Consider the following 25,767-nt stretch of genomic DNA (forward strand, 5'->3'; position numbering starts at 1 on the left):
GCCCAGCAGGCAAAACCCAAAAAGGAGAAAGCACTATCTTGACCCACAGGAATTAATCGAAACATAATCACAAGACGGGTCACTTCTCAGTGAAAACACCGGGTCAACTCTCAATGAAAATCAACAAGATGCCTTTTCCAGGGTCCGACGTCGAATTTCGGCGTCCATTCTGTGCCCAGGCGTCCAGATCGGTAATGGCATAGACGATCCGGCGCCCCAGCTTGTGAAAGGCTGGCCCTGTGCCGTAGCACCGATGCTTTTCCAGGGTGCGCGCGGAAAGCCCAAGGTGAACGGCTGCGTCAGGCGTTCGTACGTAGCGCGGAACGACGGGTATAAATTCACCATCCATGATGATCCTCCTGTGAAGTGCCGGACACACGGGGGTGGACCGGCGAGCAGGAGGCGAGAGATCGGATTTTCAGAGGATCGGGTGAACGGACATACCGAGACTGTCTGGAATGTCCCGATCAGATGCCGTTCAACAGGCGACGGTAGCCGCCGTCGCGTGCTGCGAGCGCTTGACGGTGCCAGCGGGCAATCCGCTTGCGTTCGCTTGAGCCATCCCATTCAGCTGCCGAGTAGTGGCGCGCATCGCGGGCAATCAGGTCAACTGCGAGTTCACGTGCGCTGACACCTTCAGGCAATGCATCGAGCAGCCTCAACCATTGTACCAAGCGCCAGCGTTCGGATGGCCCGGGGTCGAGAGAAACTGGTCGCTGACGCAGCCGACCAAGATGAATATGTTCATGGAAGGCCGACATTGCGGCCCGGCGCAGTTCCCAGAAGGTATCCGCAGGCAACATATAGGTGAGCGGGTCAGTATCCGATGCTTCTGTTGGGATGGTTAGTCGATAGCGTCGTCCGCCCAACGTCAGCACCTGATGTGACGCTTGATCGGTGATATGGCAGGCGATCACTGTCGCACTTTTGCCAACGGTAAGCTTGTTGAAGCTGCCAGTCGTGGCTGGTTCCGGTTGCAGCCGGATGATGGTAGCGGAGGTGGAAGGGTCCCAGATGGCGGGGCTGTGCGTGGCGGTATGTTCAGGGTCGGCCGCGAAAGACCAACCCCCAGTGCTTGGCCAGACGTTTGCGCGCTATGGGCGCTGCGTCGATGGCACGAGCATATTGGTCGCGATAGTCAGGATTGCGGCGCAGGAATTCCTGCGCGAAGTCCGCACGGTCGTGTGCTTCAAAGGCTTTGGCGTAACTCTCCGAACGCCAGTCGGGCTTCTCCTCCATCACAGCTCTCCTGTGAGGTTTTTTGGAGTCGGACGATCATGTTACTGGCAAGGTCCGAGAAGTGCCGGAGTCAGTGGCGCGTTATCAGGGATACCAGCACAATCGATTGCCCCGGACTGATGGATTGTCCGGAGCTTAATTCGTGCGGCTGTCTAGCAGGTGACGGTATCCGCTCTCTGTCATCCATTTGGCACGGGCGAGGTGGCCATCGTAGACCAGCTTTGCGCGCTCGGGCTCCCTTGTGGGATCGATAGAGAAGATGATCGCCACCGCCTCTTCCCAATGCGCACCGTCTTTCTCTGCGTCCAGCAAACGCAAATAGGTGACGAGGTGTCGCTCGTCATAAGCGCTAAGCCGGTCCGTCTGCGGTGGTTGATCTTCGAAGTCAGGAGCCGTCATGGGTCCCTCCTAAGCGTTGAGCGATAATACTCGCAGTAACTCCGCAACACGAGCGGTGAAGTAGTCCACACTTCCCCCTAAATCCGCAGAGCATTATGCGCTTAGCCGCATAAGCTGAGACGGACTGTGGTCGGGAAACCACCTCGAAGTAACAAGCATCTGATTGCTGTCGTTGAAAAATTGTAAAGTTGGAGTGTCGAATCTGCGAACGGGCGCTAGATTGCGGTCACTGTTCGCCAGCCTTGTCGAAAAATCGGGCAGGGTCGACGACGAGTTCCTCTGCGAGTCGCTCAACCGTGTCGAGCGTGGGCGAATTCGCTGCGCGTTCAAGCAGACCGACATAGTTGCGGTTAAGCCCAGCACGGTGCGCTAGTTCCTCCTGCGAAAGCCCACTGGCGTGACGCATTCGCCTTAAATTCGTCGCAAAAATCTCCCGAAGCTTCATGCTTCGTGGGTCGGCGGAACCCTAATATACTGCCACCCAATATACTAGGGATTCGTCATCGCCCGGTTTTACCCAGGCGATGACTTTGCTTGGTCAGCTTTCGCTGCGTCGTGCGGGGCGGCTCCAGATCAGATCGTAGCTGCCGTCTTCGGCTTCGAAGAGCTGGGCGAAGATGGGAGCTACAAAGCTCGGATCGTCGAGCTTGATCGAGAGATAAGGCCGGTCATCCTGGGTGCGTTTTTCCCATGCCGCGCCGATTTCGACATCGCCGACGAATACGCGGTGGCTGGGGGCATTCGAGCTGGCGCTTTCTTCTGCTGCGATACGGACTGATTTGGCTTGCAGTGCAAGAGTGGCGATCTGGCCACGGAATTCTCCCGAAACCTTCTTGAAGTTGCCGATCTTTGCCATTGGTGTTTCCTTTCCGTTGGTCGGACCGCTCCAGTGCGGCCTCGATGCGCGGATGAAGGTCAGCCAGTGGCAGGCGCCGCAGCTTTAGCCCGCAGCTTTAGCGGAGGACGGTGTGGCCGGACTTTCTTGTCTCGCGAGGAACGGCGGTACGCCGGGGGAAGAAAGTTCGGCAGGCACCGTTGCGGCAAGCCTTCCAAGCGAAGCGTCTTGCTGACATGGGCGCGGATCGAAAGAGGCCGCACTGGTCGGTTCTGCCGGAATGGATGCCAGATGCTGATCGCATGCAAATGTTTGGGTGTCCGCTGACCGGAATCTGCAAACCAAGCTGGGCAACGAAGAACGATTTCCAGGACCAGCGGGATTGCCCCCTCACGCGATCATTCGGTCGACATCGATCGGCCTGCATAAGCATGCCCACTCACCGAATCGTCGGTATTCGCTGGAACGGGCGTATCATGCCTAGGCATCGTTACGCTGCGCCATGCCGAGAAGGATGTGGCCAAGGCAGCAATGGATCCGAAAACTGCCAGCAGCGCGCCGTCGTCCGTTGCCAGCGATCCAAGGGCATGTGCCGCTTGAAAACCTGCAATGGCTGCCGGAATGGCAAAGAGAAGCGCGATCCCGGAACGCAGCAAGGGAGAACGAACAAGGGCAATGAGGTATTGGCCGAGCAGTAGGGTGGAAATGCCGGCCGACAGACCGCCAGCAATGGCGGCGAGATGCCCATAGTCATGGCGAAGCAGCAAGAATGCACAACCGATGCCGGTATAGACTGGCAGTGCATAGCTCGCGAGGCGGAAAAGCAGCGCAAGCATGTAGAGACCGGCGACGGCCCCGAGGATGAGGAGAAAGGTCATAAGCGTCCCTTGTCTGGACGCGCTCGCCACCACCACCTCAGCGCATTCTGCGGTGCAAGAATAGCACGGCGGAGTGCAGACCGAAAAGGCGGAATTCGCCGGAGACTAGCGGGCGAAGGGATCATATTCGCGAACCACCTGTTCGGGGTCGCCATCAAATTCGTCAGCGGGGATCACGAAGTAGCCTTGGTTGGTTTCGATGAGGACGATAACCGTCATCAGCGTTCGGGAGAGGTTCCAGCCAAGCGATTGTGCGGTTGCCAGTGGCATGTTGCGGCTCCTGCCTTGGAGCGGGACCACCCCGCTCGACAGTCGCCCCACAGGCCGGGGGCTGGCCGCAATCACCGCAGCACCGCTGCGGCCGCACGCGGATGCGTAGCGGACCCTTCACGGGTTGATTGAAAGAGGACAGGCTTCGCGCCTAGGGATCAGCGGCTTATGCGAGCGAGTGGTTCTGCGGCGGCAAGCCCGCTAGCCGTTGCTGACATGAGTTTGTTGGTCTGGAATGAACCGAACGGCGATCCACGCCAAAGTCACCGAGCCAGTGGGAATGAAGCGCCATTGCGCTGCCGCTTCATCGAAGCCCGAAATGATGCGGAAATTTTCAACCTCTCGCCGGGAGTTTCCCCGAGATGCCCGGAGCAGTCTTCGCACTGGTGACAATGTGGTGACAATGATCAACAGCGAGAGCTTTGTCACCAGGTCCTCGCGAGCTTCGCGAGGTTCAAACCGTTGGTTTTCTGGGAGAAAACTGGAGCGGGCGAAGGGATTCGAACCCTCGACCCCAACCTTGGCAAGGTTGTGCTCTACCCCTGAGCTACGCCCGCTCTGGCGGCCGGATGCGGAAGGTGAAGCCTCGCGATCCCGGCGGGTGAGCGGCGCACCTAGCATCGGTCCGCCCGCCCGGCAAGCCCCTTTCGCATGGACGGCCAAACATTGTATCGGGTGCTTGCGTCGGGCGCGTTCGCACCCCAAATAGACGGGCGAGACGGCAGCGTGCGCTCGCGCGCACAGAATATTTCGGAGGTGAGGGCGTGGCGACGCTGGGACTGAGCGAGGCGGACCGCAAGGCGGTTGAGGATTTCAAACGTGACGTGGTCGATCCCTCGCGCACGGCGCTGGTGGTGGTCGATTTCTGGGCTGAGTGGTGCGGCCCGTGCAAACAGCTTGCGCCGGTGATCGAGAAGGTGTGCGCCGATTATGCGCCAAAGGGCGTGAAGCTCGTGAAGATCGATGTCGACGAGAACAAGTTCATTGCTGCCCAGTTCCGCGTGCAGAGCATCCCGACTGTTTATGCCGTTTTTCAGGGTCAGCCGGTGGCCGATCTGACGCAGGCGCGCACAGAAGGCCAGCTGAAGCAGATGCTGGACCAGATTCTGGCGCAGCTTCCCATCCAGTCCGATGAAAAGGCGCTGGAGGCTCAGATAGAACCGCTGATCGCTATGGGTGAACAGGTGCTGGACGAGGGCGACGCAGAGCGCGCGCTGTCCATCTTTGCCCAGATCGCGGACATGGCGCCGGACCATCCGGCGGTCATCGCGGGCCAGGCGCGCGCGCTGGTGGCGCTGGGTCAGCTGGACGAGGCGCAGGCCGTGCTCGATGCCGCACCTGCCGAGGCCGCCAAGGATGCGCGGATTGAGCGGGCGCGCGCAGCGCTGTCTCTCGCACGCGACGCGAAGCCGGTGGCCGATCTCTCTGCGGTCGAAGCGCGCGTGGCCGCGAACCCGGATGATCATGCCGCCCGGTTCGAGCTGGCTGGCGGGTTGATGGCAAACGGTGCGCGCGACGCGGCTGCTGATGCGCTGCTGGAAATTATCGCGCGCGACCGCGATTGGGATGGCGGCGCGGCGCGCTCCCAGCTGTTGAAGCTGTTCGAGGCGGTCGGGCTGGAAGACCCGTGGGTGTCGGCTCAGCGCCGCCGCCTGTCGGCAATATTGTTCACCTGAGCGGACGAGGAGAGGCGCGCGGATGACCGGACAGCGTATCTCGATCTTTCCCCTCGCCGGCGCATTGCTGTTTCCGGGTGCGCATCTGCCGCTGCATATCTTCGAGCCGCGCTATCGGGCGTTGGTGAGCGATGCGCTGGCGAGAGACCGGTTGATCGGCATGGTTCAACCGGTCGAGGAGGGCGTGAAGCCGCGCCTCTACGATGTCGGGTGTCTGGGCCGCATTGCCGAGTGCGAGGCGCTGGATGACGGGCGCTTCAATATCATTCTTGCCGGGCTGGCGCGTTTTCGCATTGTCAGGGAGCTGGACGTTGCCACGCCCTTTCGCCAGGTCGAAGCCGAAGTTGAGCCGGAGGGGCGCGAGGAAGGCGAGGCGCTAAGCGCAGTGGCGCGGGCAGCGCTGGAGCAGGAGGCGCGGCGCTTTGCCGAGCATCTGGGTTATATGGTCGATTGGTCGGCGGTGGGGCGGCTGGACGATACCACCTTTGTAAACAGTGTCGCGCAGGTAGCCCCCTTCGATGTTGCGGCAAAGCAGGCTCTGCTTGAGGCCAATACCCTTGCCGAGCGGGCCGAGCGTGCGATGCAGCTCATGCAGTTCTTTGGACACACAGACACGGACAAGCCCGCCACCTTGCAGTAAGCGGGCCGCCCGTGTCTGGCGGAACCGTGAATGGTCAGGCCAGGGCCGCGCGCAGTGCGTTCACCGCCAGCACGATCAGCACGATACTGGAAATGAAGAAGATGCTCGCGCGCACAGGAATGGTGTTGACCTTGATCTGCCAGATGCTGTGCACGATGCGCAGCCCCACATAAGCCCATGCGAGCATGATGTTCGTCTGGCTTGACGCGCCGAGCAGCGCGAGCAGGATCACGATAGGATAGAATAGTGTCGGCTGCTCAAGAAGATGTGAGTAGTTGTGTGACGGCCAGCTCGCTGGCTTCGGCAGGATGCTCTCCAGATCCTGCCCGCGCCCTCCGGGTGGAGCCTTTGCGAGGTCGATGTTGGCGGTCTTGAATGCTCCGAAGCGCACCACGACCATGTAAAGCATGACGATGAGCGTCCACAGCGCCAGCGCCGCTGCGGGCGCCAACATCTCGTGCGAAATAGGTGATATCATTATTGTCCCTCCTGCCGTTTCCGGTGGGAAGGAGACTGATCCTGCACACGGGCAAAGTCAACCACAGCAGAGGAAGGGGGGGGCGAGCGCGAGCCCGACACCCCCTGTCCGTTTTATTTGCCGATTTTCACCACATTGGCGCGGAGCGGCGCGGCTTCGCGTGCATCGTCATAGAGGCTCGCCATCGGCGCGTCATCGACCACCACCAGCGTCTCTGCGGTGAAACCGTTAAAGCCGGTGCGCATCGCGCAGCCATAGGCGCCTAGCATGCCGACCTCGATATAGTCACCGGTCTGAACATCGGCAGGCAGCAGGAACGGCCCCGCCATATGATCCATATCGTCGCAGGTCGGACCATAGAAGCTGAACGGGATCAGATCCTCGCCATCATTGTCATGACCGTCGCGGAGCAGCTTCACCGGGAAGCGCCAGCCGATATGCGCCGCATCGAACAGCGCGCCATAGGCACCGTCATTGATATAGAGTTCATCGCCCCGGCGTCGCTCCACCCGAACGATCAGCGAACTATATTCGGCGGAGAGCGCACGGCCTGGCTCGCACCACAGCTCGGACGAGTAGGACACCGGCAGGCTCTCGAACGCGCGGTGGATCGCGTCGAAATAATGCTCCAGCGCGGGCGGCTCCATGCCGGGATAGACGGAGGGAAACCCGCCGCCCACGTCAATGATGTCGACCGTCACCGCCGCATCGACAATGGCGGCGCGCACACGCTCGATCGCCTGCGTATAGGCATGGGGGCTCATTGCCTGGCTGCCGACATGAAAACATATGCCCAGCGCGTCCGCCGCCTGGCGGGTGGCCATCAGCAATTCACGCGCATCGCTGAGGTCAATGCCGAACTTGGACGCGAGGCTCAATTGCGCGTGGTCGGACGATACGCGCAGACGCACGCACAGCTCCAGATCCTGCGCTGCGTCTGTCGCGCGCACGATCTTGTCCAGCTCTTCCATCGTATCGAGCGAGAATGTGCGTACGCCATGCACATAATAGGCCTCTGCAATCGCTTCCTCAGCCTTCACAGGATGCATGAAGCACAGCTTTGCCTCAGGCAGTGTCTCTGCGACCAACCGCACCTCGGCAATGGACGCGACATCATAATGGGTGATGCCGTTGTCCCACAGCGTGAGCAGCAGGGCGGGGGAGGGGTTCGCCTTAACGGCATAAAGCGAGCGCCCCGGAAACTTCTCAGCGAAGAACCGTGCGGCGCGGGCTGCTGCCTGCGGGCGAATAAGCGTTACCGGTGCTGCCGGTTTGAGGGCGGTTGCTACCCCCAGCGCGCTAGGATGCTTGTGCAATTCAAGGGACCTCCAGGGTATTAGCCAAAACAAGCTGCCTTGCGGTGGAAGTCCCATGGGGCAGCGGACGCTCGATATATGGCGAAGGGGGGTCCGTGTAAAGTGGCAGACTTAAGATTTCGTGTCACAGAATTGTCATGAAAGGCGGCGCTTGAATTCGTCGTAATTAAACGTCCGTATAGCCCGCAAATCATTGGTTTCGCTGTTCCACAGCCAGATCGCAGGCAGGGGGACGCCGTTGAAGGTGTTGGTCTTGACCATCGAATAATGCGCCTGGTCGAGGAAGGCGAAGCGTTGGCCGACCGTTGGCAGGCCGCCGAATCGATAGTCGCCGATGATATCGCCCGCAAGGCAGGAGGGGCCGCCGAGTCGAGTCGCGGGGCCATCTGTTGCCTCGTGGAGCATGGCGGGGCGATAGGGCGCCTCGATTACGTCCGGCATGTGGCAGGTGGCGGATATGTCGGTGATCGCGACGGGCATGCCGTTGTCGATCACATCGAGAATCTCGCCAACAAGAATACCCGCATCGAGCGCAACTGCCTCACCCGGTTCCAGATACAGTTCGCAACCCGTGTTTGCCTTCACATCGCGCAAAAACGCGATCAGGTCCTCGCGCTGATAATCCGCGCGGGTAATGTGATGCCCGCCGCCGAAGTTCAGCCATTTGAGGCGCGGAAAATAGGGTGTGATGCGCGGCTCCAGAGCCTCCCATGTGCGCCTGAGCGGCACGAAATCCTGCTCGCACAAGGAGTGGAAATGCAGGCCGTCAACGCCTTCCAGATGGTCTGATGTGAGCTGGTCCACCGGAAAGCCGAGGCGGCTGTGCGGCTGGCACGGATCATATTTCGCAACCTCGCCCTCGGCATGGAGCGGGTTGATGCGTAGGCCGACGTCAAAGCTGTGGCCTGCGGTACGCGCGGCATCGAGGATCGGGCGAAAGCGTGCATGCTGGCCCGGCGAGTTGAAGATGATGTGATCAGACAGCGCACAGATTTCCGGCAGATCTTCGGCCTTGTATCCCGCGCAATAGGTGGCAATCTCGCCGCGATACTCTTCCTTGCCCAGCCGCGCCTCATAAAGCCCGGAAGCGCACACGCCGTCGAGATATTCCGCGATGACCGGCGCGAGCGACCACATCGAGAAGGCCTTCAGCGCGGAGAGCAGCTTGATACCCGCCCGATCTCGCACATCGGCAAGGATCGCCAGATTACGCCGCACCGCCGCTTCATCGACCACGAAGGCGGGCGAGGGGACGGATGTCAGATCGAAGCGCGCAAAGGCGCCGGGATCGCCCGCCCTAGTCTCCATCGAAAGCGCTTTCCATCAGAACGCCAGCGGCCCTTGCAGTTCCTTCACGCTCCACGGCAGACCATGCTTGTTCAGCATGTCCATATAGGGGTCGGGGTCCATCTGCTCCATGTTGAATACGCCCGCGCCGCCCCACGCGCCGGTGAGGATCATCGCCGCGCCGATCATCGCGGGCACGCCGGTGGTATAGCTCACCGCCTGATTGCCGGTCTCGGCGAAGGCCTCCTCATGGTCGCAGATATTGTAAATATAATAGGTCCTGGCCGATCCGTCCTTGGCGATGCCGGTCGCGATGTCGCCGATATTGGTCTTGCCCTTTGTGGTAGCGCCCAGCGTCGAGGGTTCGGGCAGCACGGCTTTGAGGAATTGCAGCGGGATGATCTCCTGGCCGTTGTAGATAACCGGGTCGATCCGCGTCATGCCGACATTCTGCAAGACTTCAAGGTGCTTGAGATACGCGTCGCCAAAGGTCATCCAGAAGCGGATGCGCTTGATCTCCGGCAGGTGCCTGGCGAGGCTCTCCAGCTCCTCATGATACATGAGGTACATGTTCTTGGGGCCAACCGCCTCGAAATCGAAGCTTTGCTTATGGGAGAGGGCAGGGGTCGTCACCCATGCGCCATTTTCCCAGTGACGGGCAGGCGCGGTGACTTCCCGGATGTTGATTTCGGGGTTGAAGTTGGTGGCAAAATGCTGTCCGTGATCGCCACCGTTACAATCGAGGATGTCGAGTGTGTCGATCCGGTCGAGATAATGCTTCTTCAAATAGGTCGCGAATACGGAGGTAACGCCGGGGTCAAAGCCCGAGCCGAGCAGAGCCATCAGTCCCGCGTCCTTGAACCTGTCCTGATAGGCCCATTGCCATGAATATTCGAAATGCGCCTCGTCGCGCGGCTCGTAGTTCGCTGTATCCATATAATGCACGCCCGCCACGAGGCAGGCGTCCATGATCGCGAGATCCTGATAGGGCAGCGCAAGGTTGACGACGAGCTTGGGGCCGACGCTCTTGATGAGGGCCGTGGTGGCGGCGACATCATCCGCGTCGATCTGCACGGTCTTGATAGCAACGCCTGTGCGCGCCTTCACGGATTCCGCTATGGCATCACATTTCGAGAGCGTGCGGCTGGCCAGCGTGATATCGGAAAAGATATCGGCGTTCATCGCCATCTTGTGGACAGCGACCGAACCGACGCCGCCTGCGCCTATCACCAGAACCTTGCTCACTCGCGCGCTCCTATGGGGGACTCTTCTGTAGTCCGCCCATATAGGCCCGCCAGATGACAGTGCAATGGCGCTCTGGGCCGCTAAAGGCTCAGCGCCGCAGCGGCGGCATCTCTATCGTGACGCGCAGGCTTGAGATCAGGGCGGCCTGCGCGCCCGCCACCCCGCCGGGATTGCCGACGATCTGGATGTCGGGCTGGAGCATCAGGAACGGCGCGATTCGGTCCGCATAGGTCAGCTCAAGGCCGTATTCGTGGCGGCTGGGCGTCTCTCCGGCAGCGCGCATCGCATCCCGGAAAGGCGCGCTGGTGCGGGCATAGCGCAAGCCGAGGGAAAGCGTGCTGTCGTCCCGCCCCGACCACACCGGGCCATAGAGCAGGCCGGTATGCGCCGCCCAGGAAAAATTGCTCGTCCGCCCGTCAGACGCGCCGCCACGCAGGAAGGCATCAAGGAGCGGGCCGTCTTCGCTGCCGGATACGCGAGCCTCCATCATGCCGTAGACGCCCCATGCCCTGCGCATCAGCGGATCGCCCGCCGCGTCGGTGGCGAAGCCATCCTCCTGGCGCTTGGTATAGGTCCATGCGCCGAGGCTGACACGCGCCGGGCCGATCGCATGCCCTGCCTCGCCGATCAGCAGTACGCCGTCATCAAAGCTGGTGTCGATCCCGCCACGGTCGCCCCATGTCTGCGCGCGGGCGTTGAAGGCGGCCGTCTGCACATAGCCATTGCCGCTGTTGACATCCGCGCGCAGACGAACGGCAAGTGCGGAGGAGGGGAAGATCGACGGGCCATTCGCCCCGGTCGCCGCCAGCTCGGAGCCGATGCCGAACGGCGGCGCGATCAGCAGACCAGCGCTGTCGGTCGCGTAGAACTCGCTGTTGAGGTCATAGAGACCGGCGCGCAGGCTTACCCCGCCAAAGTCCTGCTCGACCCATGCCTCGAACAGGCGCCCGGCGGATTTGCCGACCTCGATATTGTTGACACCCTCCAGCGTGCCCGCGCTGTCGTTGGGGCGCTTGCCGAAATTGCCGAGACCATAGATGAACGCCCGCCCGCCACGCCAGCCAAACAGCCGGTCCAGATCAACATCGGCGGTCAGGTCTACATTGCCGAGGTAGCGTGCTTTCGCGGATGCGGGGGAGGGTGCGGCGAGGGCCAGGGTAAAAGCCAACAGGGAAACGCTCCGGGCGGCTTTCATGCAGCAAGGCTCCTGCTCTGTTCATAAGTATTTGATTTTGCTTCCAAAGTAAAGGTCGACAGCTGATTCACAACGTCGCGCGTCACATCCACCACCATGCGGGTGACGGCAGTGACCTGCTCTGTCGCGGCGGCGTTTTGCTGGGTGATACCCTGAATATTGTGCGCGCTGCTGTCAATGGAGCTGAGCGTCCCGGCCTGCTCGGTCGCGCTGCGGGTCACGCCTTCCATCACGGAGGAAATCTCCGTCACCTTATCCAGAATCGCATGGAGCGAATCCCCCGCCGCGCGCACGAGCTGCACCCCCGCCTCCACCTGAGATGAACTGGTGGAAATGAGCTTCTTGATCTCGTTCGCCGCATCGGCGGACCGCTGGGCCAGCGCGCGCACCTCGCTGGCAACGACATTGAAGCCCTTGCCCGCCTCGCCCGCGCGCACCGCCTCCACCCCAGCATTGAGCGCCAGCAGATTGGTCTGGAAGGCGATGCCGTCGATCACGGAGATGATACTGTCTATCGCGCGGGATGAGGTCTCGATCTTGTCCATCGCCTCGACCGCGCTCTGGATCACGGTGCCGCCCTGCGCCACCGCCCCGTTCACGTCGTTCACCGCCGATTGTGCCGCGCGCACCGCATCTGCGGAGGCCGCCACTTTCTCCGAAACGTCCGAGATAGCATCGGCAATGGTCTTGAGGCTGCCTGCCTGTTGCTCGTTGCGCTGGGCAAGATCGTCAGCCGAACGATTGATCTCCTCCGCACCGATCAGCATCTTGTCGGTCGACTCGTGCACAGTGCCTAGCACCGAAGAAAGCTGATGCACCGCCTGGTTGAAATTATCCTTGAGGCTGGCGAACGCGCCCTTCAGCTCTGTCTCGATGCGGCTGGACAAATCGCCGCTTGCGAGGCGGGCCAGCGCGCTGCCGATAGTGTGGACGATCTCTTCCTCCTGATGCTTGCGCGCGGCAACAGCTTCGGCGATCTGATCGCGCATACCATAGACGGCGTGGCTCAGTTCGCCAAGTTCGTCCGCGCGCCCTGCCGCCTCGATCTCTATATTGAGGTCGCGCCGGGTCAGCTGCTCCACCGCGCCCTTGATCTCGAAGATCGGGCGCAGAAAATGCTTTATGAAGCTGCGCCAGACCATCAATATGGTCCCGACGATCAGCAACAGGCAGCCAAGCGTGACATAGGTGCCATGCCGCGCGGCGTCTCCCGCAATAATGCGCGTTTCGGCCACATGCTTCTCAATCGTGTCGGATACCCCGGCAAGGCTGCCCTCCAGCGCCTCGAACTTGGCGTTGAACTGGGCCAGAGCCTCTGGCGAAACCGGCTGGCCGCTCAATGTCGCATCTGCAACCTGATCGGCACTGGCGAGATACATCTCGACATCGGGCTTCACCACCGCCGCGCTCTCTTTCACGGCCTTGGAATGTTCATAGGCCAGCGTGGCATCGTAAAGCTCACGAAAATTGGCGGTGCGGTCTTTCAGCGATGTCGCCAGTTCCTGCGCGTTAAGGCTCGGTTCGGTCTGCGCCGCAAGGATGCCGAGCATATCACCGCGAATCGCATCATGCTCCATATCGGTGTCGGTCTGGTTGCGCAGCAGGGCAGAGGCCTGAACCATCTGGCGCATGGCCTGCGTGATCTGATAATTGACGACATAGCTGGCCAGCGCCCAACTGGTGGCAACCGCCAACAGTATCGCAAAGGCAATCTGAACCTTGAACCTGATGGACGAGCGTTTCATTATTCTCTCCAGGCGGTTTTTATGATTTTCGAAAAATATGCGGTGTCTTGGTTAATATTACATTATCCATAGAAAACTTTGCCTTCTATTATCGGGACTTGGTATATATTCGCCATGCCTGCGCTCAGGACCATCCCCAGGCTTCGGTTAAGGTTATGGCTGGACATTCCCCCCACCGGGGCATAGAAAATCGCCATCCCCGGGGAGCCATGTGGCTGAGAGGCAGGTGTAACGCCCTGCGACCCGCTGAACCTGAAACCGTTAATACGGGCGTAGGGAGGGAGCGGCCATAGCGATACCAGCCCGCTTTCCCTCTTTCACCCCGCCAGAGGAGACAAGCGCATGGCCGACCTTCCCGCAAAGGCAGAGATTGGCGTCACCACCGGCCCCATTCGCGGCAGCCGCAAGGTGCATGTCGCCGCGCATAGCGGATCAGGCATCCGTGTCGCGATGCGCGAGATTGAACTCGCAGGCGGTGAGCCGTCGATCCGCGTCTATGACACCTCCGGCCCCTATACCGATCCCGATGCCCGTATCGACATCATGGCCGGCCTGCCCCAGCTGCGGCGCGAGTGGATCATGGCGCGCAATGATGTCGAGGCCTATGATGGCCGCGCGGTAAAGCCGGAGGACAATGGCCAGCTGGGGCCGGATCGCTCCGGCGGCGTCCGCCCGTTCCCCAATGTCGTCCAGCGTCCCTTACGCGCCAAGCCGGGCATGAACGTCTCGCAGATGCATTATGCGCGGCGCGGCATCATCACGCCGGAGATGGAATATGTCGCCGAGCGCGAGAACCTGGGCCGCGAGCGCCTCGCGCAATATATCCGCGACGGCGAAAGCTTCGGCGCGGCGATCCCCGATTATGTCACGCCGGAATTCGTGCGCGATGAGGTCGCCCGTGGCCGCGCCATCATCCCCAGCAACATCAACCACCCGGAAACCGAGCCGATGGCGATCGGCCGCAATTTCCTGGTGAAGATCAACGCCAACATCGGCAACTCCGCCGTCGCCTCCGATGTCGCGAGCGAGGTCGACAAGATGGTCTGGTCGATCCGCTGGGGCGCGGACACGGTGATGGACTTGTCCACCGGGCGCAACATCCATGACACGCGCGAGTGGATCATCCGCAATTCGCCCGTCCCCATCGGCACGGTGCCGATCTATCAGGCGCTCGAAAAAGTCGGCGGTATCGCCGAGGAGCTGACGTGGGAGATCTTCCGCGACACTTTGATCGAGCAGGCCGAACAGGGCGTCGACTATTTCACCATCCACGCGGGCGTGCGCCTGCCCTATGTGCCGCTCGCCGCCAAGCGCGTCACCGGCATCGTGTCGCGCGGCGGCAGCATCATGGCGAAATGGTGCCTCGCGCACCATAAGGAGAGCTTCCTCTACGAGCATTTCGACGAGATCACCGAGATCATGAAGGCCTATGACATTGCCTATTCGCTGGGCGATGGCCTGCGCCCCGGCAGCATCGCCGACGCGAACGACGAAGCGCAGTTCGCGGAGCTGTACACGCTCGGCGAACTCACCCACCGCGCGTGGAAGCAGGACGTGCAGGTGATGATCGAAGGGCCCGGCCATGTGCCGATGCACAAGATCAAGGAGAATATGGACAAGCAGCTTGAGGTGTGCGGCGAGGCGCCGTTTTATACCCTCGGCCCGCTCACGACAGACATCGCGCCGGGATATGACCATATCACCTCAGGCATCGGCGCGGCGATGATCGGCTGGTACGGCACGGCGATGCTCTGCTATGTCACGCCCAAGGAGCACTTGGGCCTGCCGGACCGGGACGACGTGAAGGTCGGCGTCGTGACCTACAAGCTCGCCGCCCACGCGGCGGATCTGGCGAAGGGCCACCCGGCGGCGAAGGTGCGGGACGACGCGCTCTCCAAGGCCCGCTTCGAGTTCCGCTGGCGCGACCAGTTCAACCTGTCACTCGATCCCGACACCGCCGAGCAATATCACGACCAGACGCTCCCGGCGGAAGGCGCGAAGACCGCGCACTTCTGCTCCATGTGCGGGCCGAAATTCTGCAGCATGAAGATTTCCCAAGAGGTGCGGGAGTTTGCGGCCAAGCAAAACCAGAGCGCCGATGCGTTTATCGCGGCGGAAGAGGCCGAGAAGGGGATGGCAGAGATGGCGGAGAAGTATCGCGAAGGTGGCGATTTGTATGTAAAAGCGGAGGCGTGAAGAAACGGAGGCGCACAGCCCTCAGGTCGGATCCACATTCAGCCCTTCTGTTACATCGAGCAGTCAGGAAGCCCCGTCAGAACCCGCTGGCTTGCGGTGAGGCAAGCCAGTGGTAGCTAATGCACAATGCCCAGAGCTTGAGGAGGCGCCAGCCACCTGAATTCGGCGCCGCCTGCCGCAGATACAAAAAACGCCGGCCAGTCTTGCGACCGCCGGCGTCTTTATGCTGGACCGACGCCCCGCTGGCTTACTTGGCCGGAGCAGCCGCGTTGGCGGAGGCGGCGGCGTTGTCCGCGCCTTCTGCTGCGTTGGCGGCATTGCCAGCACCCTCGGCCGCAGCGGGCGCATCGGCAGCGGGCAGCGGCAGGTTGGAGCCTTGGGTGTTGAGCCACGCGATCAGGTTGGCGCGGTCTTCGGGGTTGCCGAGGCCGGCAAAGGTCATCTTGGTGCCGGGCGCATAATCACGCGGGCTGGTGAGCCACTTGTCCATTGCCTCAAAGGTCCAGTTGCCCGGCACCTTCTTCAGCGCATCGGAATAGGCGAAGCCGGGAACATGGCCATGCGCCTTGCCCATTGTGGCATAGAGGTTGGGGCCGATGCCGTTCGCTCCGCCCTGGTTGACGGTGTGGCACGCGGCGCACTTGGCGAAGACCTTCTCGCCCTTCGCGACATCCGCCTTGGCGAGCAATGTGTTGAGCGACGGGCCGGCGGCGGCGCCTTCACCCTCGGCCTCAACGCCCGCAATGGCATAGCCCATTTCTTCCGGGCGCTCGGTATGGAACATCTTGCTGGCAACGATGCCGCCGCCCAGCGCGATGATGCCCGCGAACAATGCCCATCCCGCAAATGTATTGAAACGATCGTCCATGCGCCCGCAATCCTTCTTCAAGCCCTGGCCGCCCCCGTGCCCCCTGTTATGTGGCGTGGCGGAGCCGTATTCGGTGTCAGTCGTGCCAGAGGGACGCGCGCCGGGCATGGCGCACCCCCCTCATATGCGGGTTGCCATAATGGGAGGATCGCTCCGGCGCAAGCTATGCTTGCATGGATTCTCGACTGTCCCTAAGCGCCAGAGGCAGGAGCACAGGATTATGGAAAGCTACCCCCTACCCGCCCGAAAACTGGTCGAGCAGATGAGCGCCGCCGCGCTGGCCGCGCCTGCACGCGCCATCGCTTTTCAGGGCGCGCCGGGCGCGAATTCCCACCGCGCTGCGCTGGAATATCGCGCCGATTGCGCGCCCTTGCCGTGCTTTTCATTCGAGGATGCGCTCGACGCGGTGATTGAAGCTAAGGCGGACCGGGCGATGATCCCGATCGAGAACTCGCTGCATGGCCGCGTGGCGGATATGCATCATCTGCTGCCCGAATCCGGCCTCGCCATCGTCGATGAACTGTTTCTGCCCATCCACCACCAGCTGATGGCGCCAGACGATTCGCCGGTGCGCGATGCGCTGAGCCATGTGCAGGCGCTGGGGCAATGCCGCCATTATCTGCGCAAGCGCGGCATCCGCGCGCTGTCTTATGCCGATACGGCGGGCGCGGCGGCGCTGGTGGCGGAAAGCCGCGAGCCGGGCGTGGCCGCAATCGCGCCCGCGCTGGCGGCGGAGCTGTATGGCCTCCGGATCATCACGCGCGATATCGAGGACAGTCCCGACAACATGACCCGCTTCGTGGTGCTGGCGCGCGAGGCCACCGTGCCACCGCCAGGCGTGCCGACGATGACGAGCTTCCTGTTCGAGGTGCGCAACATTCCCGCCGCGCTCTACAAGGCGCTGGGTTGCTTTGCCACCAACGGCGTCAACATGACCAAGCTGGAAAGCTATCAGCGCGGCGCAAGCTTCGCCGCGACCGAATTTTATGCCGATATCGAGGGTATGCCCGGCGACGAAGCGGTTGATCGCGCGCTGGAAGAGCTGGGCTTTCAGGCGAAATGGGTGCGCATCCTCGGCAGCTATGCGCAGGCCCGCCCGCGCACTGCGCGCTGATCACCATCGCGTATCTTATTTCGTTGCCCAGGTGCGCAGCCGCATTGCCAAGCGCCGGGACGCTCGCTATAGCCGCTCTCGTTCAGCCCGCCACATAATTTAAGCCTAAGGCGAATTCAGTGCGGAGACGTGGGTGAGTGGCTGAAACCAGCGGTTTGCTAAACCGTCGTAGCCTTAAGGGGCTACCGAGGGTTCGAATCCCTCCGTCTCCGCCACCATTTGTCTGCGCGATGCCGCCCGCCAATCCATCGCCCGTGGCTCCGGGTTCGGACTGCGTCCTTCACCCTCCGCCAACTTCCTGCACGAACGCCAGAGACAGATCCCGCCGGGAGTTTCCACGGGCGCTTAACCGGGCCAGAGCACGCTGCCTGAAATCTGGCGCAGGTTGCGCGCACTCAGTTTTGGTATCGCATCGTTCTGGCGCAAAACCGGTTCACACTTTTGCGCACGATGCTCTAGGATAGGCCTATGATCCGTTCTGCTCTCGTCACCCTCCTCAGCACGCTGGCCCTGTCTGCCTGCGTCGCGCCTGACCAAGCCGATGTCGCGCCTCTGCCCGCGCCGCCGCCAATGGCCGGCGCTTATGGCCCGCCCAAACCGCTCATCGGGCTGGATGCGAAGCGCCTGATCGCGCGCTTTGGCGAGCCGAGGCTGGACATTATCGATCGCACAGTGCGCAAGCTGCAATTTCTGACTGGAGGCTGCGTGGTGGATGCCTATCTCTACACCACGGCGCGCGGCAAGGAGCCGACGGTTACGCATGTCGATGCGCGCTGGCCGGATGGCAAGGATGCCAATCTGGCCGCTTGCGGGATCAGCTGAGCCGCGAAAGCGCCCAGTGCGCAGCGTCCTGTATCACCGGGTCTTCATCCTCGATCAGCGCAGTTAGCGCGGGCACCAGCGATCCGTCCCCACTGTTGCCCGCCGCAATCGCCGCATTGCGCACCATCCGCCCGCGCCCGATCCGCTTGATGGGTGAGCCTGAAAAAATCTCGCGGAAGCTGGCATCATCGAGCCGTAGCAGATCATCGAGCCTCGGCGCGGCCAGCTCTGCGCGGGGCAGGAAGGCGCGATGCGCCTGTGCCGCCTGCGCAAACTTGTTCCACGGGCAGACGGCCAGGCAATCATCGCAGCCATAGACATGATTACCGATGCCAGGGCGCAGCTCCTCCGGTATCGGGCCTTTATGCTCGATAGTGAGGTAGGAGATGCAGCGCCGCGCATCGAGCCGATAGGGCGCGGGGAAGGCATCGGTCGGGCAGGCGCTCTGGCATGCGGAGCAGGAGCCGCAACGGTCCTGCGTCGGCGCATCGGGCATCAGCGCCGCATCGACATAGATCGCGCCCAGAAACAGCCAGTTGCCGTGGCTGCGGCTGATGATATTGGTGTGCTTGCCCTGCCAGCCGATGCCTGCCGCTGCGCTGAGCGGCTTTTCCATCACCGGCGCGGTATCGACGAAGACCTTGAGCGCACCCGCCCCCTCTTGCTCCACCATCCAGCGGGCGAGGGCCTTGAGCGCGGATTTGACGACATCGTGATAATCCCGCCCCTGCGCATAGGCGGAGATGCGCCCGCGTTCCGGCTGCGCGGCAAGCGCCATAGGATCGGTCGCAGGGGCATAGCTCATCCCCAGCACGATGACAGAGCGCACTTCGGGCCATAGCCCCTTGGGCGAGGCGCGCTGATCGGCGCGGGCCTCCATCCACAGCATGTCGCCATGATGCCCTTGCTCCAGCCACGCGCGCAGCCGTTCGCCCGCCTCAGGCGCGGCATCGGCATCGCATATGCCACAGGCGGCAAAGCCCAGCTCGGCGGCTTTGGCCTTCAGACGTTGTTCAAAACCGGGGGAGGTCATGCTGCCCAGCCTTATCGGAGGCGGCGCGTGCGTAAAAGCGATTATGCGGGGCGCGGCCGCACGATGCGATAGATCAGCGTCTTGCCTTCGCCCGGCACATGGATGCGCACCAGCCAGTCTGGCGTCTGGCCGCGCAGCAAACGGGCGGCGAGGCCATCGGGCGCCTTGCCCTTATAGCGGCTGATCTCGTTAAGATCGGGGAAGATGACAAGATATTGGGCGGGCGTATCGAGGACGATTGCCTTCGCCTTGTCCGGTGATGCTGTGAAGGCGTGGATAACCTCGGTCATGCCGACGATATTGCGGTGATGGCCGGTGGAAATCACCTGATGCCCGGTGCGCAGCAATATTTCCGGGCCGACATCGAGCGAGGCGAAGAGCACCGCGGGCGGCAGCGCGCGTAAAGCCTCGACCTGAGCATAAAGCGGCGTGGCTTTCGTGCCCTTTTCCATGTCGTTGGGTGTATTCGTGACCGAAGAAATGATCACGCTGGAGAGCGCCGCGCTGCCGAAGGGCGTCAATATACAGAGCGAGGCGGTAAGCCCCACGCGCGCCATCATGTGCCCCATCGCGGCGATTCGGGGGTAAAGCCGCCCGATGATCCACATATTGCCGATCAGCATCAGCAGATGCGCCACGCCCATCGCGCGCAGCACCATCAGGCATACCGCAAATGCGCCGAGCGCCATGCCGAGGACAGAAAGCCAGCCGAAGCGTTTGTCCGCATCAGTCTCGGACAGCACCGCACCGATAATCCCGCCCAGCCCCAGCAGTGCGGGCAATATGATGATTGCGGCCGTCGACAAATCTTGCCGCCAGACGGGTTGCCCCTCCGCGATGGCGAGATACCAATAGTCATAGACCAAGGGATCGAGCGCCTGAAACGGGCCGGAAAGGCACTGTGGGGCCATGGCTGCGAGCACAGCCGCACCCGCTGCTGCCGCAAGGCCGAGCGGTGCAAGGCGGCGGGTCAGCGTCGCATCGCCCAATATCCTGTGCCCAGACCACAACAGCGCCGCCACGGCGAACAGCGGCAGCAGATAGGGCGGCGACATCGAATCACAATGCGTCTCAAGGCTGGCGGCCCAGCCATGGGTGCCGATAAGCAGAAGCGCCGATCCCGCCGCAAGCACGGCAACGAAGCGAATGAACCGCGGCCACTCCTGTTGCGGGCGCGCCGCATAGCGCAGGCCCAGCACCGCGCCATTGATCGCGACATAGGGCAGCGCCTCGCCGGAAATATGCAGCCATAGCGCCATCGAGGCGCCGGCAATCCAGCCGCCCGTGCGCGGATCACGCGCCAGAACACCGCCCAACACACCGACAGAGGCAACCACCTGCCAGGCATGATGATCTATCCGCAACGGCGCCATCTGTGTGAGAATGGGGAAGGACGTGACCAACAGCGCCACCACCAGCACGGCACGGTGCGCCCCCAGAAACTGCTTCAGCGCCGTATAGACCGAGACGCACATCGCAAGCAAAGTCAGCGGCGGCACCGAGACGCAGGCAATGATCTCTGCCAGCCGCTCGCCCACCAGCGGGCGCATAGCGACGATAATCCCGGCAATGGGCAGATCGAGCAGGCGTGACCAGTGCATCGGGCCGCCCAGCGGCGGGTTCACATCATGCAGGCTGACATCGAACCAGCTCTGCCCGGCAAGAAAATTGCGCACCTGCACGAGGCGCAGCGCGTCGTCTGGATCGCGGAATTCGAGATGGGCAAAGCTGCCCCAGTGCCAGACCAGCCAGACGATCGTACATTCCAGCCACAGCGCGCCGACGAGCCACAGCGCATTGTGCCCGCGCTCTATCCACGGGCGGCGCGCGTCTATTGCTGTCGCGACCGCGAAATCGTCAGGAAAGAGGGGCCGGTTCACGCAAAGACCACGGACCGGCGAAGCAGATAGGTGGTCTGGAAACTGATGGCGACGGCAATCAGCTTGGCAAGGCGCGGGTCCAGCCCGAAATGGCTGCCTGTGCCGACGATCAGGGTGGTGAGCGCAAGGCCGATGAGAGTGGAAACAACGAACAGAGCCTTCTGCCGGTTGCGCTGAGGCCCACGCATCGCCTGTTCGGCAAACACGAGGCGCGATGAGATGATCCAGTGCACGACAAGGCCCGCGCAATATCCCGCCATCGAGGCAGGAATAGGCTTCAGCCCAAATTCCAGCAGCATCATGAACAGGCTGAGATCAGCCGCCAGCGCCAGAGCGCTCGCCATGATATAGCGAGCGTAGGTTATGCGCCAGACGAGGGTTGCTGCACGAGCGATCATACCGCCAAGCTACTTCCTAAGACGTTACCGCTTCGTTAATTCGACCGGGCACATCGCGCACGCTGGCAAGCGCCGCGCGTTCGCCCGGCGTAAGGGCGCTGTTGCTCACTTCGCCCTCATCGCCCGACTCATGATACTCGGCGTCTTCGTTGACCTGCCAGGTGTCATAGACGCGGCTGCCCGCCTCGATGTTGCGGACAGTAAGCATCGCCGTCATCATCGCGTGGTCCTGATTATTATAGCGGTGCATACCGTTGCGACCGACGAGGTGGAGCGTCGGATATTTCGTCTCCAGCTCCGCGCGCATCGCGGCGACATTGTCGGCATAACCGTCGTCATAGACCGGGTAGGCCTTTTCCTGCCGCACGACCGCGCCGCCGATCACATCCTCAGGCTTGCACAGGCCGAGGATCGCCATTTCCTTTTTCGCCCGTTCGACCAGATCAGCGTCGGACGAGGCCCAGAGCGAGTCACCCTCAAAGCAGAAATATTCAAGACCGACGCAGGCGATATTCGGGTCTGGTACCATTTCGGGCGACCAGCTGCGGAAATTCTGCACCCGACCGACCAGCACCTTGCTGTCGTGGATATAAATCCAGTTGTCCGGGAACAGATCCTCTGAGCGGATCATCAGCGCCACGGTGAGGAAGTCGCGATAGTTGAGCTTGTTCGCCTCTACGATCGTCTGCGGCTTGGGGTCGATCCGGTCCGCCAGCTCACGCATGGGAACAGAGCTGATGACGTGGGCCGCATTGATAGTGATGACTGAACCATCCGCCTGCCGCGCCTTGACGTTCCAGCGGTTTCCGCCGTCCTGGCTCAGGCTTTCGAGCGCGTGGCTCATCAACACATGGTTGCCCTTGGCGCGCACATGATCGCGCGCCGCATCCCACATCATGCCGGGGCCGAGGCGCGGATAGCGGAACGTCTCCAGCAGGGTCTTGGTTTCCATGCCGTCATTGGGCTTCTTGTTGAGGCCGAGGCTGCGCTTCAGGCCATCCATCACCGCCGCGCCGAGGCTCAAGCCCTTGATGCGCTGGGCCGCCCAGTCCGCCGACATCTCGTCGCACGGCATGCCCCACACCTTTTCGGTATAGGTCTTAAAGAAGATCGAGAACAAGCGGAAGCCGAACTGGTTTACCACCCAATCCTGAAAGCTGCGCACGTCCTTTTTGGGAAATGCCTTGGCCTTGGCAAAGCTCAGCATGCACAATGTGGAACGGAAAATGCCGAGGTTCCACAGCGCCTCGAAGGCGCGCAAGGGATAGCTGTAGAACTTGCCTTCGTAATAGATGCGGCTCATGCGCGGGCGCTGGATGAAGTCGTTCGGCAGAATCTCGTTCCAGAGGTCCACCACTTCCTTCGATTTCGAGAAGAATCGGTGCCCGCCAATATCAAAGCGAAAGCCTTCATGCTCGACCGTGCGGCTGATGCCGCCGACATACCGGTCATCCTTTTCAATGACCGAGACCTTGTAGCCGCCCTTTGAAAGCAGATAGGCAGCGGTGAGGCCCGCCGGCCCTGCGCCGATAATTGCTACGTCCGTGCTATGGTCGCCCAGCGACATCTTCATCCCCCAATGGTGCGGTTTCCCGCATAACCGAATGCCGCAAATTGGCTAAGGAAAGCTTAATCCTGTTTGACGCGCGCGGCGCGCACCCCTTTGTTAGTGCTATTACCGGCGGCGAGACATCGCAGAATATTTCTTGCGCTGCAACATGAAATCAAATCCAGTTATGGCTGTGGTCATGGGAACGCGAGCGCCTTCACTGTGTTTATACCATCACGACACATCTTACAGGAGCATAATCATGAGCAAACTGACTATTCTGGTACTTGCTGCCGCATCATTAGTTGTCAGCGCGTGCAATACCGTAAAAGGAGCAGGCAGGGACATCGAGTCCGTAGGCCGGGAAGGTGAAAAGATCATCCAGCAATAGGGGTTCTTGGCCCCCTACTGAGGCATTACACGGAAAATTTACGGTTGCCGCATATTAAGTCTGGTCAGACTTCGTTTTAGGCACCGTACAGATGAAAACAGAGAAGCGCGCCAACGAACTTTTCCGACCGCTAATAATGCTTTCGGTCGTAGCCACGATTCTGCTTCTTATCGGTGGTTATAATCTTGCCCTGCGCATGAACGAATCGGCGAAGGAGCGCGAGCAGCAGCTTGTGGCCAATGGCATCGCCAACAAGATTATCGAGGTTGACAAAGGTGCTGTGCCGCAAACGGTTTGGGACGATGCCCTCGCCAATCTTGAAGCACGCAACGTTGAGTGGGCGACCAACAATATTGGCCAGTTCCTCTACGACACCGCATTTTTCCAGTACAGTTTCGTGCTGGATCATGAGGACAAGCTGTTTTTCGCGGCGGATACCGGCGAGCAGGCTCCTCTCTCGATATATGAGCCGTTCGCACATGCCATGCACAAGGCAATCAAGGCCGCACGCACAAAGGAGGCCTTACGGCGCAGCAAGGGCATCCAGCTCGGTTCGCTCAAGGATCCAGTCCAGTACCACAACCTCGTCAAGGTCAATGGCCGGGTTTTCTTGGTCGTTGTGTCGTTGGTGGAGCCGGATTTCGGCACCGTGAAGCAGCGTTATGCGCGCGCGCCAATCGTGATTGCCGCCACGCAGATGAACGATCAGTTCCTCGAATCCTTTGCGCAGCGATATCTGCTCCCCGACCTCAAGCTGCGTCAGGTTCAATTGCATGACACGAGCGGCGTCGCCCAGGTCGACCTCAACGACGATAAGGGCCGCTATGTCGCCACGCTGGAATGGACGCCGGGTAAACCTGGAACCGATCTTGGCCTCAAATTGCTAGCCCCTACTCTCATCATCATCCTGCTGTTCTTCGGTGTGATGGCGCTGTTCCACCGGCGCAGCTGGCGCGCGGCGCAGCAGCTGATCGCCAGCGAGGCGCGCGCTTCGCATCTGGCCTATCATGATCCGCTGACCGGCCTGCCCAACCGCGTGATGTTCTTCGACCGGCTCGGCGTCGCGCTGGATCAGCTACGGCGCAACGGCACGCAGATTGCGGTACACTGCCTCGATCTGGACCGTTTCAAGGAGGTGAACGACACCTTCGGCCACCAGATTGGCGACGAGCTGATCGTTGCGGCCTCGCGCCGCATAGCCGAGGTCTGCCGCCGGTCTGACACATTTGCCCGCTTGTCGGGAGATGAGTTCGCCATCGTCCAGCTCGATGCAACCCCCAATGCCGCAGCCCGGCTGGCCGAGCGCATCGTTGAAGCGATATCCAAGCCGATGGAGCTTTCGAGCGGGCGCGTGCATATTTCCTGCTCGATCGGCGTCAACCTGCTCTCCGAGGGCGAAGTCGCCGCCGCCGACGCACTGCGCCATGCCGACCTTGCGCTCTACCGCTCCAAGAACAATGGCCGCGCGCAATATAGCTTCTTCGAGCCGGAAATGGACGCAGCGATGCGCATGCGCCGCGAGATCGAGGGAGAGCTGCGCGAGGCGCTGCACAATGGCGGCCTCAACATGGTCTATCAGCCGCAGTCCGATAGAACGGGCCGCATCGCCGGCGTAGAGGCGCTGTTGCGCTGGAAGCACCCGGAGCGGGGTGACATCTCGCCCGCCATGTTCGTTCCCATTGCGGAAGAATGCGGCCTTATCAGTGAACTGGGCATCTATACCCTGAGGGAGTCGTTCATCGCCAGCCGCCAGTGGCCGGGCCTCAAGGTAGCGGTCAATATTTCCGCAGCGCAATTGCGTATGCGCGATTTCCCTGAGAAGGTTGCGGATCTGATCAAGGAATGTGCGGTTGACCCGCGCACGTTCGAGCTGGAAATCACCGAAGGTCTGCTATTGGGCGATGACCCTGTCACGCATGGCGTGCTGCGCGAACTGCGCCAGATGGGTTTCTCGATCGCGCTCGACGATTTCGGCACGGGCTATTCCAGCCTCAGCTACCTGCAACGCTATCCTATCGACAAGATAAAGATCGACCGGTCTTTCGTTGCCAACCTCGGCATAGAAAAGGAATCGGCCGCCGTGATCCAGGCGATCGTGAAGCTCGCGCGTGCCCTGAAGCTGGATGTCATCGCGGAAGGCGTGGAAACCATCGAGCAGCGCGACCAGCTTGTCGAGATCGGCTGCGAGGAAATTCAGGGCTATTTTTATAGCCGGCCGGTAGAAGCCGCTCGTATTGGCGAAATGTGTAGCAAGCAGGAAGAGTTCATCGGCAGACGCGCTTGACGTAAAGCGCCGCCGCGCCTAGCCGAAAG

Annotated in this window: 26 protein-coding genes, 2 tRNA genes and 1 riboswitch; of the genes, 8 read left to right on the forward strand and 20 right to left on the reverse strand. The window is 61.5% G+C overall.

Annotation, left to right across the window (positions count from 1 at the left end; all coding sequences use genetic code 11):
* Positions 1 to 103: 103 nt before the first annotated feature.
* The 9 genes from EQG66_RS02370 to EQG66_RS02405 form a co-directional block, all read right to left on the reverse strand.
* A complete protein-coding gene (locus tag EQG66_RS02370; RefSeq protein ID WP_129402959.1) occupies positions 104 to 349 on the reverse strand; it encodes a helix-turn-helix transcriptional regulator in 246 nt (81 codons plus the stop codon).
* Between the two features lie 118 nt (positions 350 to 467).
* Entirely contained in the window at positions 468 to 917 is a 450-nt protein-coding gene (locus tag EQG66_RS02375) for a DUF2285 domain-containing protein (protein WP_129402960.1), read from the reverse strand.
* A 124-nt stretch (positions 918 to 1,041) separates the two neighbouring features.
* Positions 1,042 to 1,239: a transcriptional regulator domain-containing protein gene (locus EQG66_RS02380; RefSeq protein ID WP_066670650.1), complete on the reverse strand. Its 198-nt coding sequence runs from the start codon at positions 1,237 to 1,239 to the stop codon at positions 1,042 to 1,044.
* Positions 1,240 to 1,374: 135 nt separating this feature from the next.
* Positions 1,375 to 1,638 (reverse strand): DNA -binding domain-containing protein, encoded by a 264-nt coding sequence (locus EQG66_RS02385; RefSeq protein ID WP_066670647.1) that lies wholly within the window; start codon positions 1,636 to 1,638, stop codon positions 1,375 to 1,377.
* Positions 1,639 to 1,864: 226 nt separating this feature from the next.
* Positions 1,865 to 2,044 (reverse strand): helix-turn-helix domain-containing protein, encoded by a 180-nt coding sequence (locus EQG66_RS02390; protein ID WP_245987805.1) that lies wholly within the window; start codon positions 2,042 to 2,044, stop codon positions 1,865 to 1,867.
* A gap of 132 nt (positions 2,045 to 2,176) precedes the next feature.
* The gene (locus tag EQG66_RS02395; RefSeq protein WP_066670642.1) at positions 2,177 to 2,494 is read right to left on the reverse strand and encodes a DUF736 domain-containing protein; all 318 of its coding nucleotides are present in this window, start codon (positions 2,492 to 2,494) and stop codon (positions 2,177 to 2,179) included.
* A gap of 377 nt (positions 2,495 to 2,871) precedes the next feature.
* Positions 2,872 to 3,351, reverse strand: coding sequence for a hypothetical protein (locus EQG66_RS02400; protein WP_066670639.1), 480 nt, complete (start codon positions 3,349 to 3,351; stop codon positions 2,872 to 2,874).
* A gap of 105 nt (positions 3,352 to 3,456) precedes the next feature.
* Positions 3,457 to 3,621 carry a hypothetical protein gene (locus tag EQG66_RS15250; protein WP_164975565.1) on the reverse strand — a complete coding sequence of 55 codons (165 nt, stop codon included), beginning with the start codon at positions 3,619 to 3,621 and terminating at the stop codon, positions 3,457 to 3,459.
* A 482-nt stretch (positions 3,622 to 4,103) separates the two neighbouring features.
* A tRNA-Gly gene (locus EQG66_RS02405) sits at positions 4,104 to 4,178 on the reverse strand.
* A 207-nt stretch (positions 4,179 to 4,385) separates the two neighbouring features.
* Here EQG66_RS02405 and EQG66_RS02410 point away from each other — a divergent pair.
* On the forward strand, positions 4,386 to 5,297 hold the full coding sequence (locus EQG66_RS02410; RefSeq protein ID WP_129402961.1) for a tetratricopeptide repeat protein: 912 nt from the start codon (positions 4,386 to 4,388) through the stop codon (positions 5,295 to 5,297).
* 22 nt (positions 5,298 to 5,319) lie between these two features.
* Positions 5,320 to 5,937 carry an LON peptidase substrate-binding domain-containing protein gene (locus EQG66_RS02415; protein WP_129402962.1) on the forward strand — a complete coding sequence of 206 codons (618 nt, stop codon included), beginning with the start codon at positions 5,320 to 5,322 and terminating at the stop codon, positions 5,935 to 5,937.
* A 34-nt stretch (positions 5,938 to 5,971) separates the two neighbouring features.
* Here the strand turns inward: EQG66_RS02415 and EQG66_RS02420 are convergent, their stop codons facing one another.
* The 6 genes from EQG66_RS02420 to EQG66_RS02445 form a co-directional block, all read right to left on the reverse strand.
* Positions 5,972 to 6,415 carry an MAPEG family protein gene (locus tag EQG66_RS02420; RefSeq protein WP_245987807.1) on the reverse strand — a complete coding sequence of 148 codons (444 nt, stop codon included), beginning with the start codon at positions 6,413 to 6,415 and terminating at the stop codon, positions 5,972 to 5,974.
* Positions 6,416 to 6,528: 113 nt separating this feature from the next.
* Complete coding sequence (locus EQG66_RS02425; RefSeq protein ID WP_129402963.1) at positions 6,529 to 7,731, reverse strand: type III PLP-dependent enzyme; 1,203 nt, start codon at positions 7,729 to 7,731, stop codon at positions 6,529 to 6,531.
* Between the two features lie 135 nt (positions 7,732 to 7,866).
* Positions 7,867 to 9,039, reverse strand: coding sequence for a carboxynorspermidine decarboxylase (locus EQG66_RS02430; protein WP_129402964.1), 1,173 nt, complete (start codon positions 9,037 to 9,039; stop codon positions 7,867 to 7,869).
* A gap of 15 nt (positions 9,040 to 9,054) precedes the next feature.
* Positions 9,055 to 10,263 (reverse strand): saccharopine dehydrogenase family protein, encoded by a 1,209-nt coding sequence (locus EQG66_RS02435; protein WP_129402965.1) that lies wholly within the window; start codon positions 10,261 to 10,263, stop codon positions 9,055 to 9,057.
* A gap of 88 nt (positions 10,264 to 10,351) precedes the next feature.
* The gene (locus tag EQG66_RS02440; protein WP_129402966.1) at positions 10,352 to 11,458 is read right to left on the reverse strand and encodes a carbohydrate porin; all 1,107 of its coding nucleotides are present in this window, start codon (positions 11,456 to 11,458) and stop codon (positions 10,352 to 10,354) included.
* A complete protein-coding gene (locus EQG66_RS02445; protein WP_129402967.1) occupies positions 11,455 to 13,203 on the reverse strand; it encodes a methyl-accepting chemotaxis protein in 1,749 nt (582 codons plus the stop codon). The genes EQG66_RS02440 and EQG66_RS02445 overlap by 4 nt, the downstream gene beginning before the upstream one ends.
* A gap of 190 nt (positions 13,204 to 13,393) precedes the next feature.
* A riboswitch (TPP riboswitch) is annotated at positions 13,394 to 13,499 on the forward strand.
* A gap of 46 nt (positions 13,500 to 13,545) precedes the next feature.
* Here EQG66_RS02445 and thiC point away from each other — a divergent pair.
* Positions 13,546 to 15,399, forward strand: coding sequence for a phosphomethylpyrimidine synthase ThiC (thiC, locus tag EQG66_RS02450; RefSeq protein ID WP_129402968.1), 1,854 nt, complete (start codon positions 13,546 to 13,548; stop codon positions 15,397 to 15,399).
* Positions 15,400 to 15,646: 247 nt separating this feature from the next.
* Here thiC and EQG66_RS02455 read toward each other — a convergent pair whose 3' ends face one another.
* Positions 15,647 to 16,267 carry a c-type cytochrome gene (locus tag EQG66_RS02455; RefSeq protein WP_129402969.1) on the reverse strand — a complete coding sequence of 207 codons (621 nt, stop codon included), beginning with the start codon at positions 16,265 to 16,267 and terminating at the stop codon, positions 15,647 to 15,649.
* Between the two features lie 220 nt (positions 16,268 to 16,487).
* Here EQG66_RS02455 and EQG66_RS02460 point away from each other — a divergent pair, with 220 nt between their 5' ends.
* The 3 genes from EQG66_RS02460 (at position 16,488) to EQG66_RS02470 (ending at position 18,203) form a co-directional block, all read left to right on the forward strand.
* On the forward strand, positions 16,488 to 17,381 hold the full coding sequence (locus tag EQG66_RS02460; RefSeq protein WP_129402970.1) for a prephenate dehydratase: 894 nt from the start codon (positions 16,488 to 16,490) through the stop codon (positions 17,379 to 17,381).
* Positions 17,382 to 17,504: 123 nt separating this feature from the next.
* Positions 17,505 to 17,596 (forward strand) — tRNA-Ser (locus tag EQG66_RS02465).
* Positions 17,597 to 17,849: 253 nt separating this feature from the next.
* Positions 17,850 to 18,203, forward strand: coding sequence for a hypothetical protein (locus tag EQG66_RS02470; protein WP_129402971.1), 354 nt, complete (start codon positions 17,850 to 17,852; stop codon positions 18,201 to 18,203).
* Here EQG66_RS02470 and queG read toward each other — a convergent pair.
* Genes queG through EQG66_RS02490 form a run of 4 tightly spaced genes read right to left on the reverse strand, consistent with a single transcriptional unit; the run spans position 18,196 to position 23,081 of the window.
* Complete coding sequence (gene queG, locus EQG66_RS02475; protein ID WP_129402972.1) at positions 18,196 to 19,236, reverse strand: tRNA epoxyqueuosine(34) reductase QueG; 1,041 nt, start codon at positions 19,234 to 19,236, stop codon at positions 18,196 to 18,198. The two genes, EQG66_RS02470 and queG, sit on opposite strands and share 8 nt — an antisense overlap.
* A 41-nt stretch (positions 19,237 to 19,277) precedes the next feature.
* The gene (locus EQG66_RS02480; protein WP_129402973.1) at positions 19,278 to 21,116 is read right to left on the reverse strand and encodes a hypothetical protein; all 1,839 of its coding nucleotides are present in this window, start codon (positions 21,114 to 21,116) and stop codon (positions 19,278 to 19,280) included.
* The gene (locus tag EQG66_RS02485; RefSeq protein ID WP_129402974.1) at positions 21,113 to 21,514 is read right to left on the reverse strand and encodes a GtrA family protein; all 402 of its coding nucleotides are present in this window, start codon (positions 21,512 to 21,514) and stop codon (positions 21,113 to 21,115) included. Before EQG66_RS02485 ends, EQG66_RS02480 begins: the two co-directional genes overlap by 4 nt.
* Positions 21,515 to 21,530: 16 nt before the next feature.
* A complete protein-coding gene (locus tag EQG66_RS02490; protein ID WP_129402975.1) occupies positions 21,531 to 23,081 on the reverse strand; it encodes an NAD(P)/FAD-dependent oxidoreductase in 1,551 nt (516 codons plus the stop codon).
* A gap of 244 nt (positions 23,082 to 23,325) precedes the next feature.
* On the opposite strand from EQG66_RS02490, the gene EQG66_RS02495 reads away from it, so the two are divergent.
* Positions 23,326 to 23,454, forward strand: coding sequence for an entericidin A/B family lipoprotein (locus EQG66_RS02495; RefSeq protein WP_129402976.1), 129 nt, complete (start codon positions 23,326 to 23,328; stop codon positions 23,452 to 23,454).
* Between the two features lie 91 nt (positions 23,455 to 23,545).
* Positions 23,546 to 25,738 (forward strand): bifunctional diguanylate cyclase/phosphodiesterase, encoded by a 2,193-nt coding sequence (locus tag EQG66_RS02500; RefSeq protein ID WP_129402977.1) that lies wholly within the window; start codon positions 23,546 to 23,548, stop codon positions 25,736 to 25,738.
* Positions 25,739 to 25,767 lie beyond the last annotated feature (29 nt).

It is taken from the genome of Sphingobium fluviale, from assembly GCF_004122115.1.
GTDB classification, from domain to species: Bacteria; Pseudomonadota; Alphaproteobacteria; order Sphingomonadales; family Sphingomonadaceae; genus Sphingobium; species Sphingobium fluviale.

What these genes read in the sequence shown, in the direction of transcription:
- EQG66_RS02445 (WP_129402967.1), bottom strand. Translation starts at nt 13,203, where the DNA reads ATGAAACGCTCGTCCATCAGGTTCAAGGTTCAGATTGCCTTTGCGATA.
- EQG66_RS15250 (WP_164975565.1), bottom strand. Translation starts at nt 3,621, where the DNA reads ATGCCACTGGCAACCGCACAATCGCTTGGCTGGAACCTCTCCCGAACG.
- EQG66_RS02415 (WP_129402962.1), top strand. Translation starts at nt 5,320, where the DNA reads ATGACCGGACAGCGTATCTCGATCTTTCCCCTCGCCGGCGCATTGCTG.
- EQG66_RS02460 (WP_129402970.1), top strand. Translation starts at nt 16,488, where the DNA reads ATGGAAAGCTACCCCCTACCCGCCCGAAAACTGGTCGAGCAGATGAGC.
- EQG66_RS02395 (WP_066670642.1), bottom strand. Translation starts at nt 2,494, where the DNA reads ATGGCAAAGATCGGCAACTTCAAGAAGGTTTCGGGAGAATTCCGTGGC.
- EQG66_RS02400 (WP_066670639.1), bottom strand. Translation starts at nt 3,351, where the DNA reads ATGACCTTTCTCCTCATCCTCGGGGCCGTCGCCGGTCTCTACATGCTT.
- queG (WP_129402972.1), bottom strand. Translation starts at nt 19,236, where the DNA reads ATGACCTCCCCCGGTTTTGAACAACGTCTGAAGGCCAAAGCCGCCGAG.
- EQG66_RS02470 (WP_129402971.1), top strand. Translation starts at nt 17,850, where the DNA reads ATGATCCGTTCTGCTCTCGTCACCCTCCTCAGCACGCTGGCCCTGTCT.
- EQG66_RS02420 (WP_245987807.1), bottom strand. Translation starts at nt 6,415, where the DNA reads ATGATATCACCTATTTCGCACGAGATGTTGGCGCCCGCAGCGGCGCTG.
- EQG66_RS02485 (WP_129402974.1), bottom strand. Translation starts at nt 21,514, where the DNA reads ATGATCGCTCGTGCAGCAACCCTCGTCTGGCGCATAACCTACGCTCGC.
- EQG66_RS02440 (WP_129402966.1), bottom strand. Translation starts at nt 11,458, where the DNA reads ATGAAAGCCGCCCGGAGCGTTTCCCTGTTGGCTTTTACCCTGGCCCTC.
- EQG66_RS02430 (WP_129402964.1), bottom strand. Translation starts at nt 9,039, where the DNA reads ATGGAGACTAGGGCGGGCGATCCCGGCGCCTTTGCGCGCTTCGATCTG.
- EQG66_RS02380 (WP_066670650.1), bottom strand. Translation starts at nt 1,239, where the DNA reads ATGGAGGAGAAGCCCGACTGGCGTTCGGAGAGTTACGCCAAAGCCTTT.
- EQG66_RS02500 (WP_129402977.1), top strand. Translation starts at nt 23,546, where the DNA reads ATGAAAACAGAGAAGCGCGCCAACGAACTTTTCCGACCGCTAATAATG.
- thiC (WP_129402968.1), top strand. Translation starts at nt 13,546, where the DNA reads ATGGCCGACCTTCCCGCAAAGGCAGAGATTGGCGTCACCACCGGCCCC.
- EQG66_RS02490 (WP_129402975.1), bottom strand. Translation starts at nt 23,081, where the DNA reads ATGTCGCTGGGCGACCATAGCACGGACGTAGCAATTATCGGCGCAGGG.
- EQG66_RS02495 (WP_129402976.1), top strand. Translation starts at nt 23,326, where the DNA reads ATGAGCAAACTGACTATTCTGGTACTTGCTGCCGCATCATTAGTTGTC.
- EQG66_RS02455 (WP_129402969.1), bottom strand. Translation starts at nt 16,267, where the DNA reads ATGGACGATCGTTTCAATACATTTGCGGGATGGGCATTGTTCGCGGGC.
- EQG66_RS02385 (WP_066670647.1), bottom strand. Translation starts at nt 1,638, where the DNA reads ATGACGGCTCCTGACTTCGAAGATCAACCACCGCAGACGGACCGGCTT.
- EQG66_RS02390 (WP_245987805.1), bottom strand. Translation starts at nt 2,044, where the DNA reads ATGCGTCACGCCAGTGGGCTTTCGCAGGAGGAACTAGCGCACCGTGCT.
- EQG66_RS02370 (WP_129402959.1), bottom strand. Translation starts at nt 349, where the DNA reads ATGGATGGTGAATTTATACCCGTCGTTCCGCGCTACGTACGAACGCCT.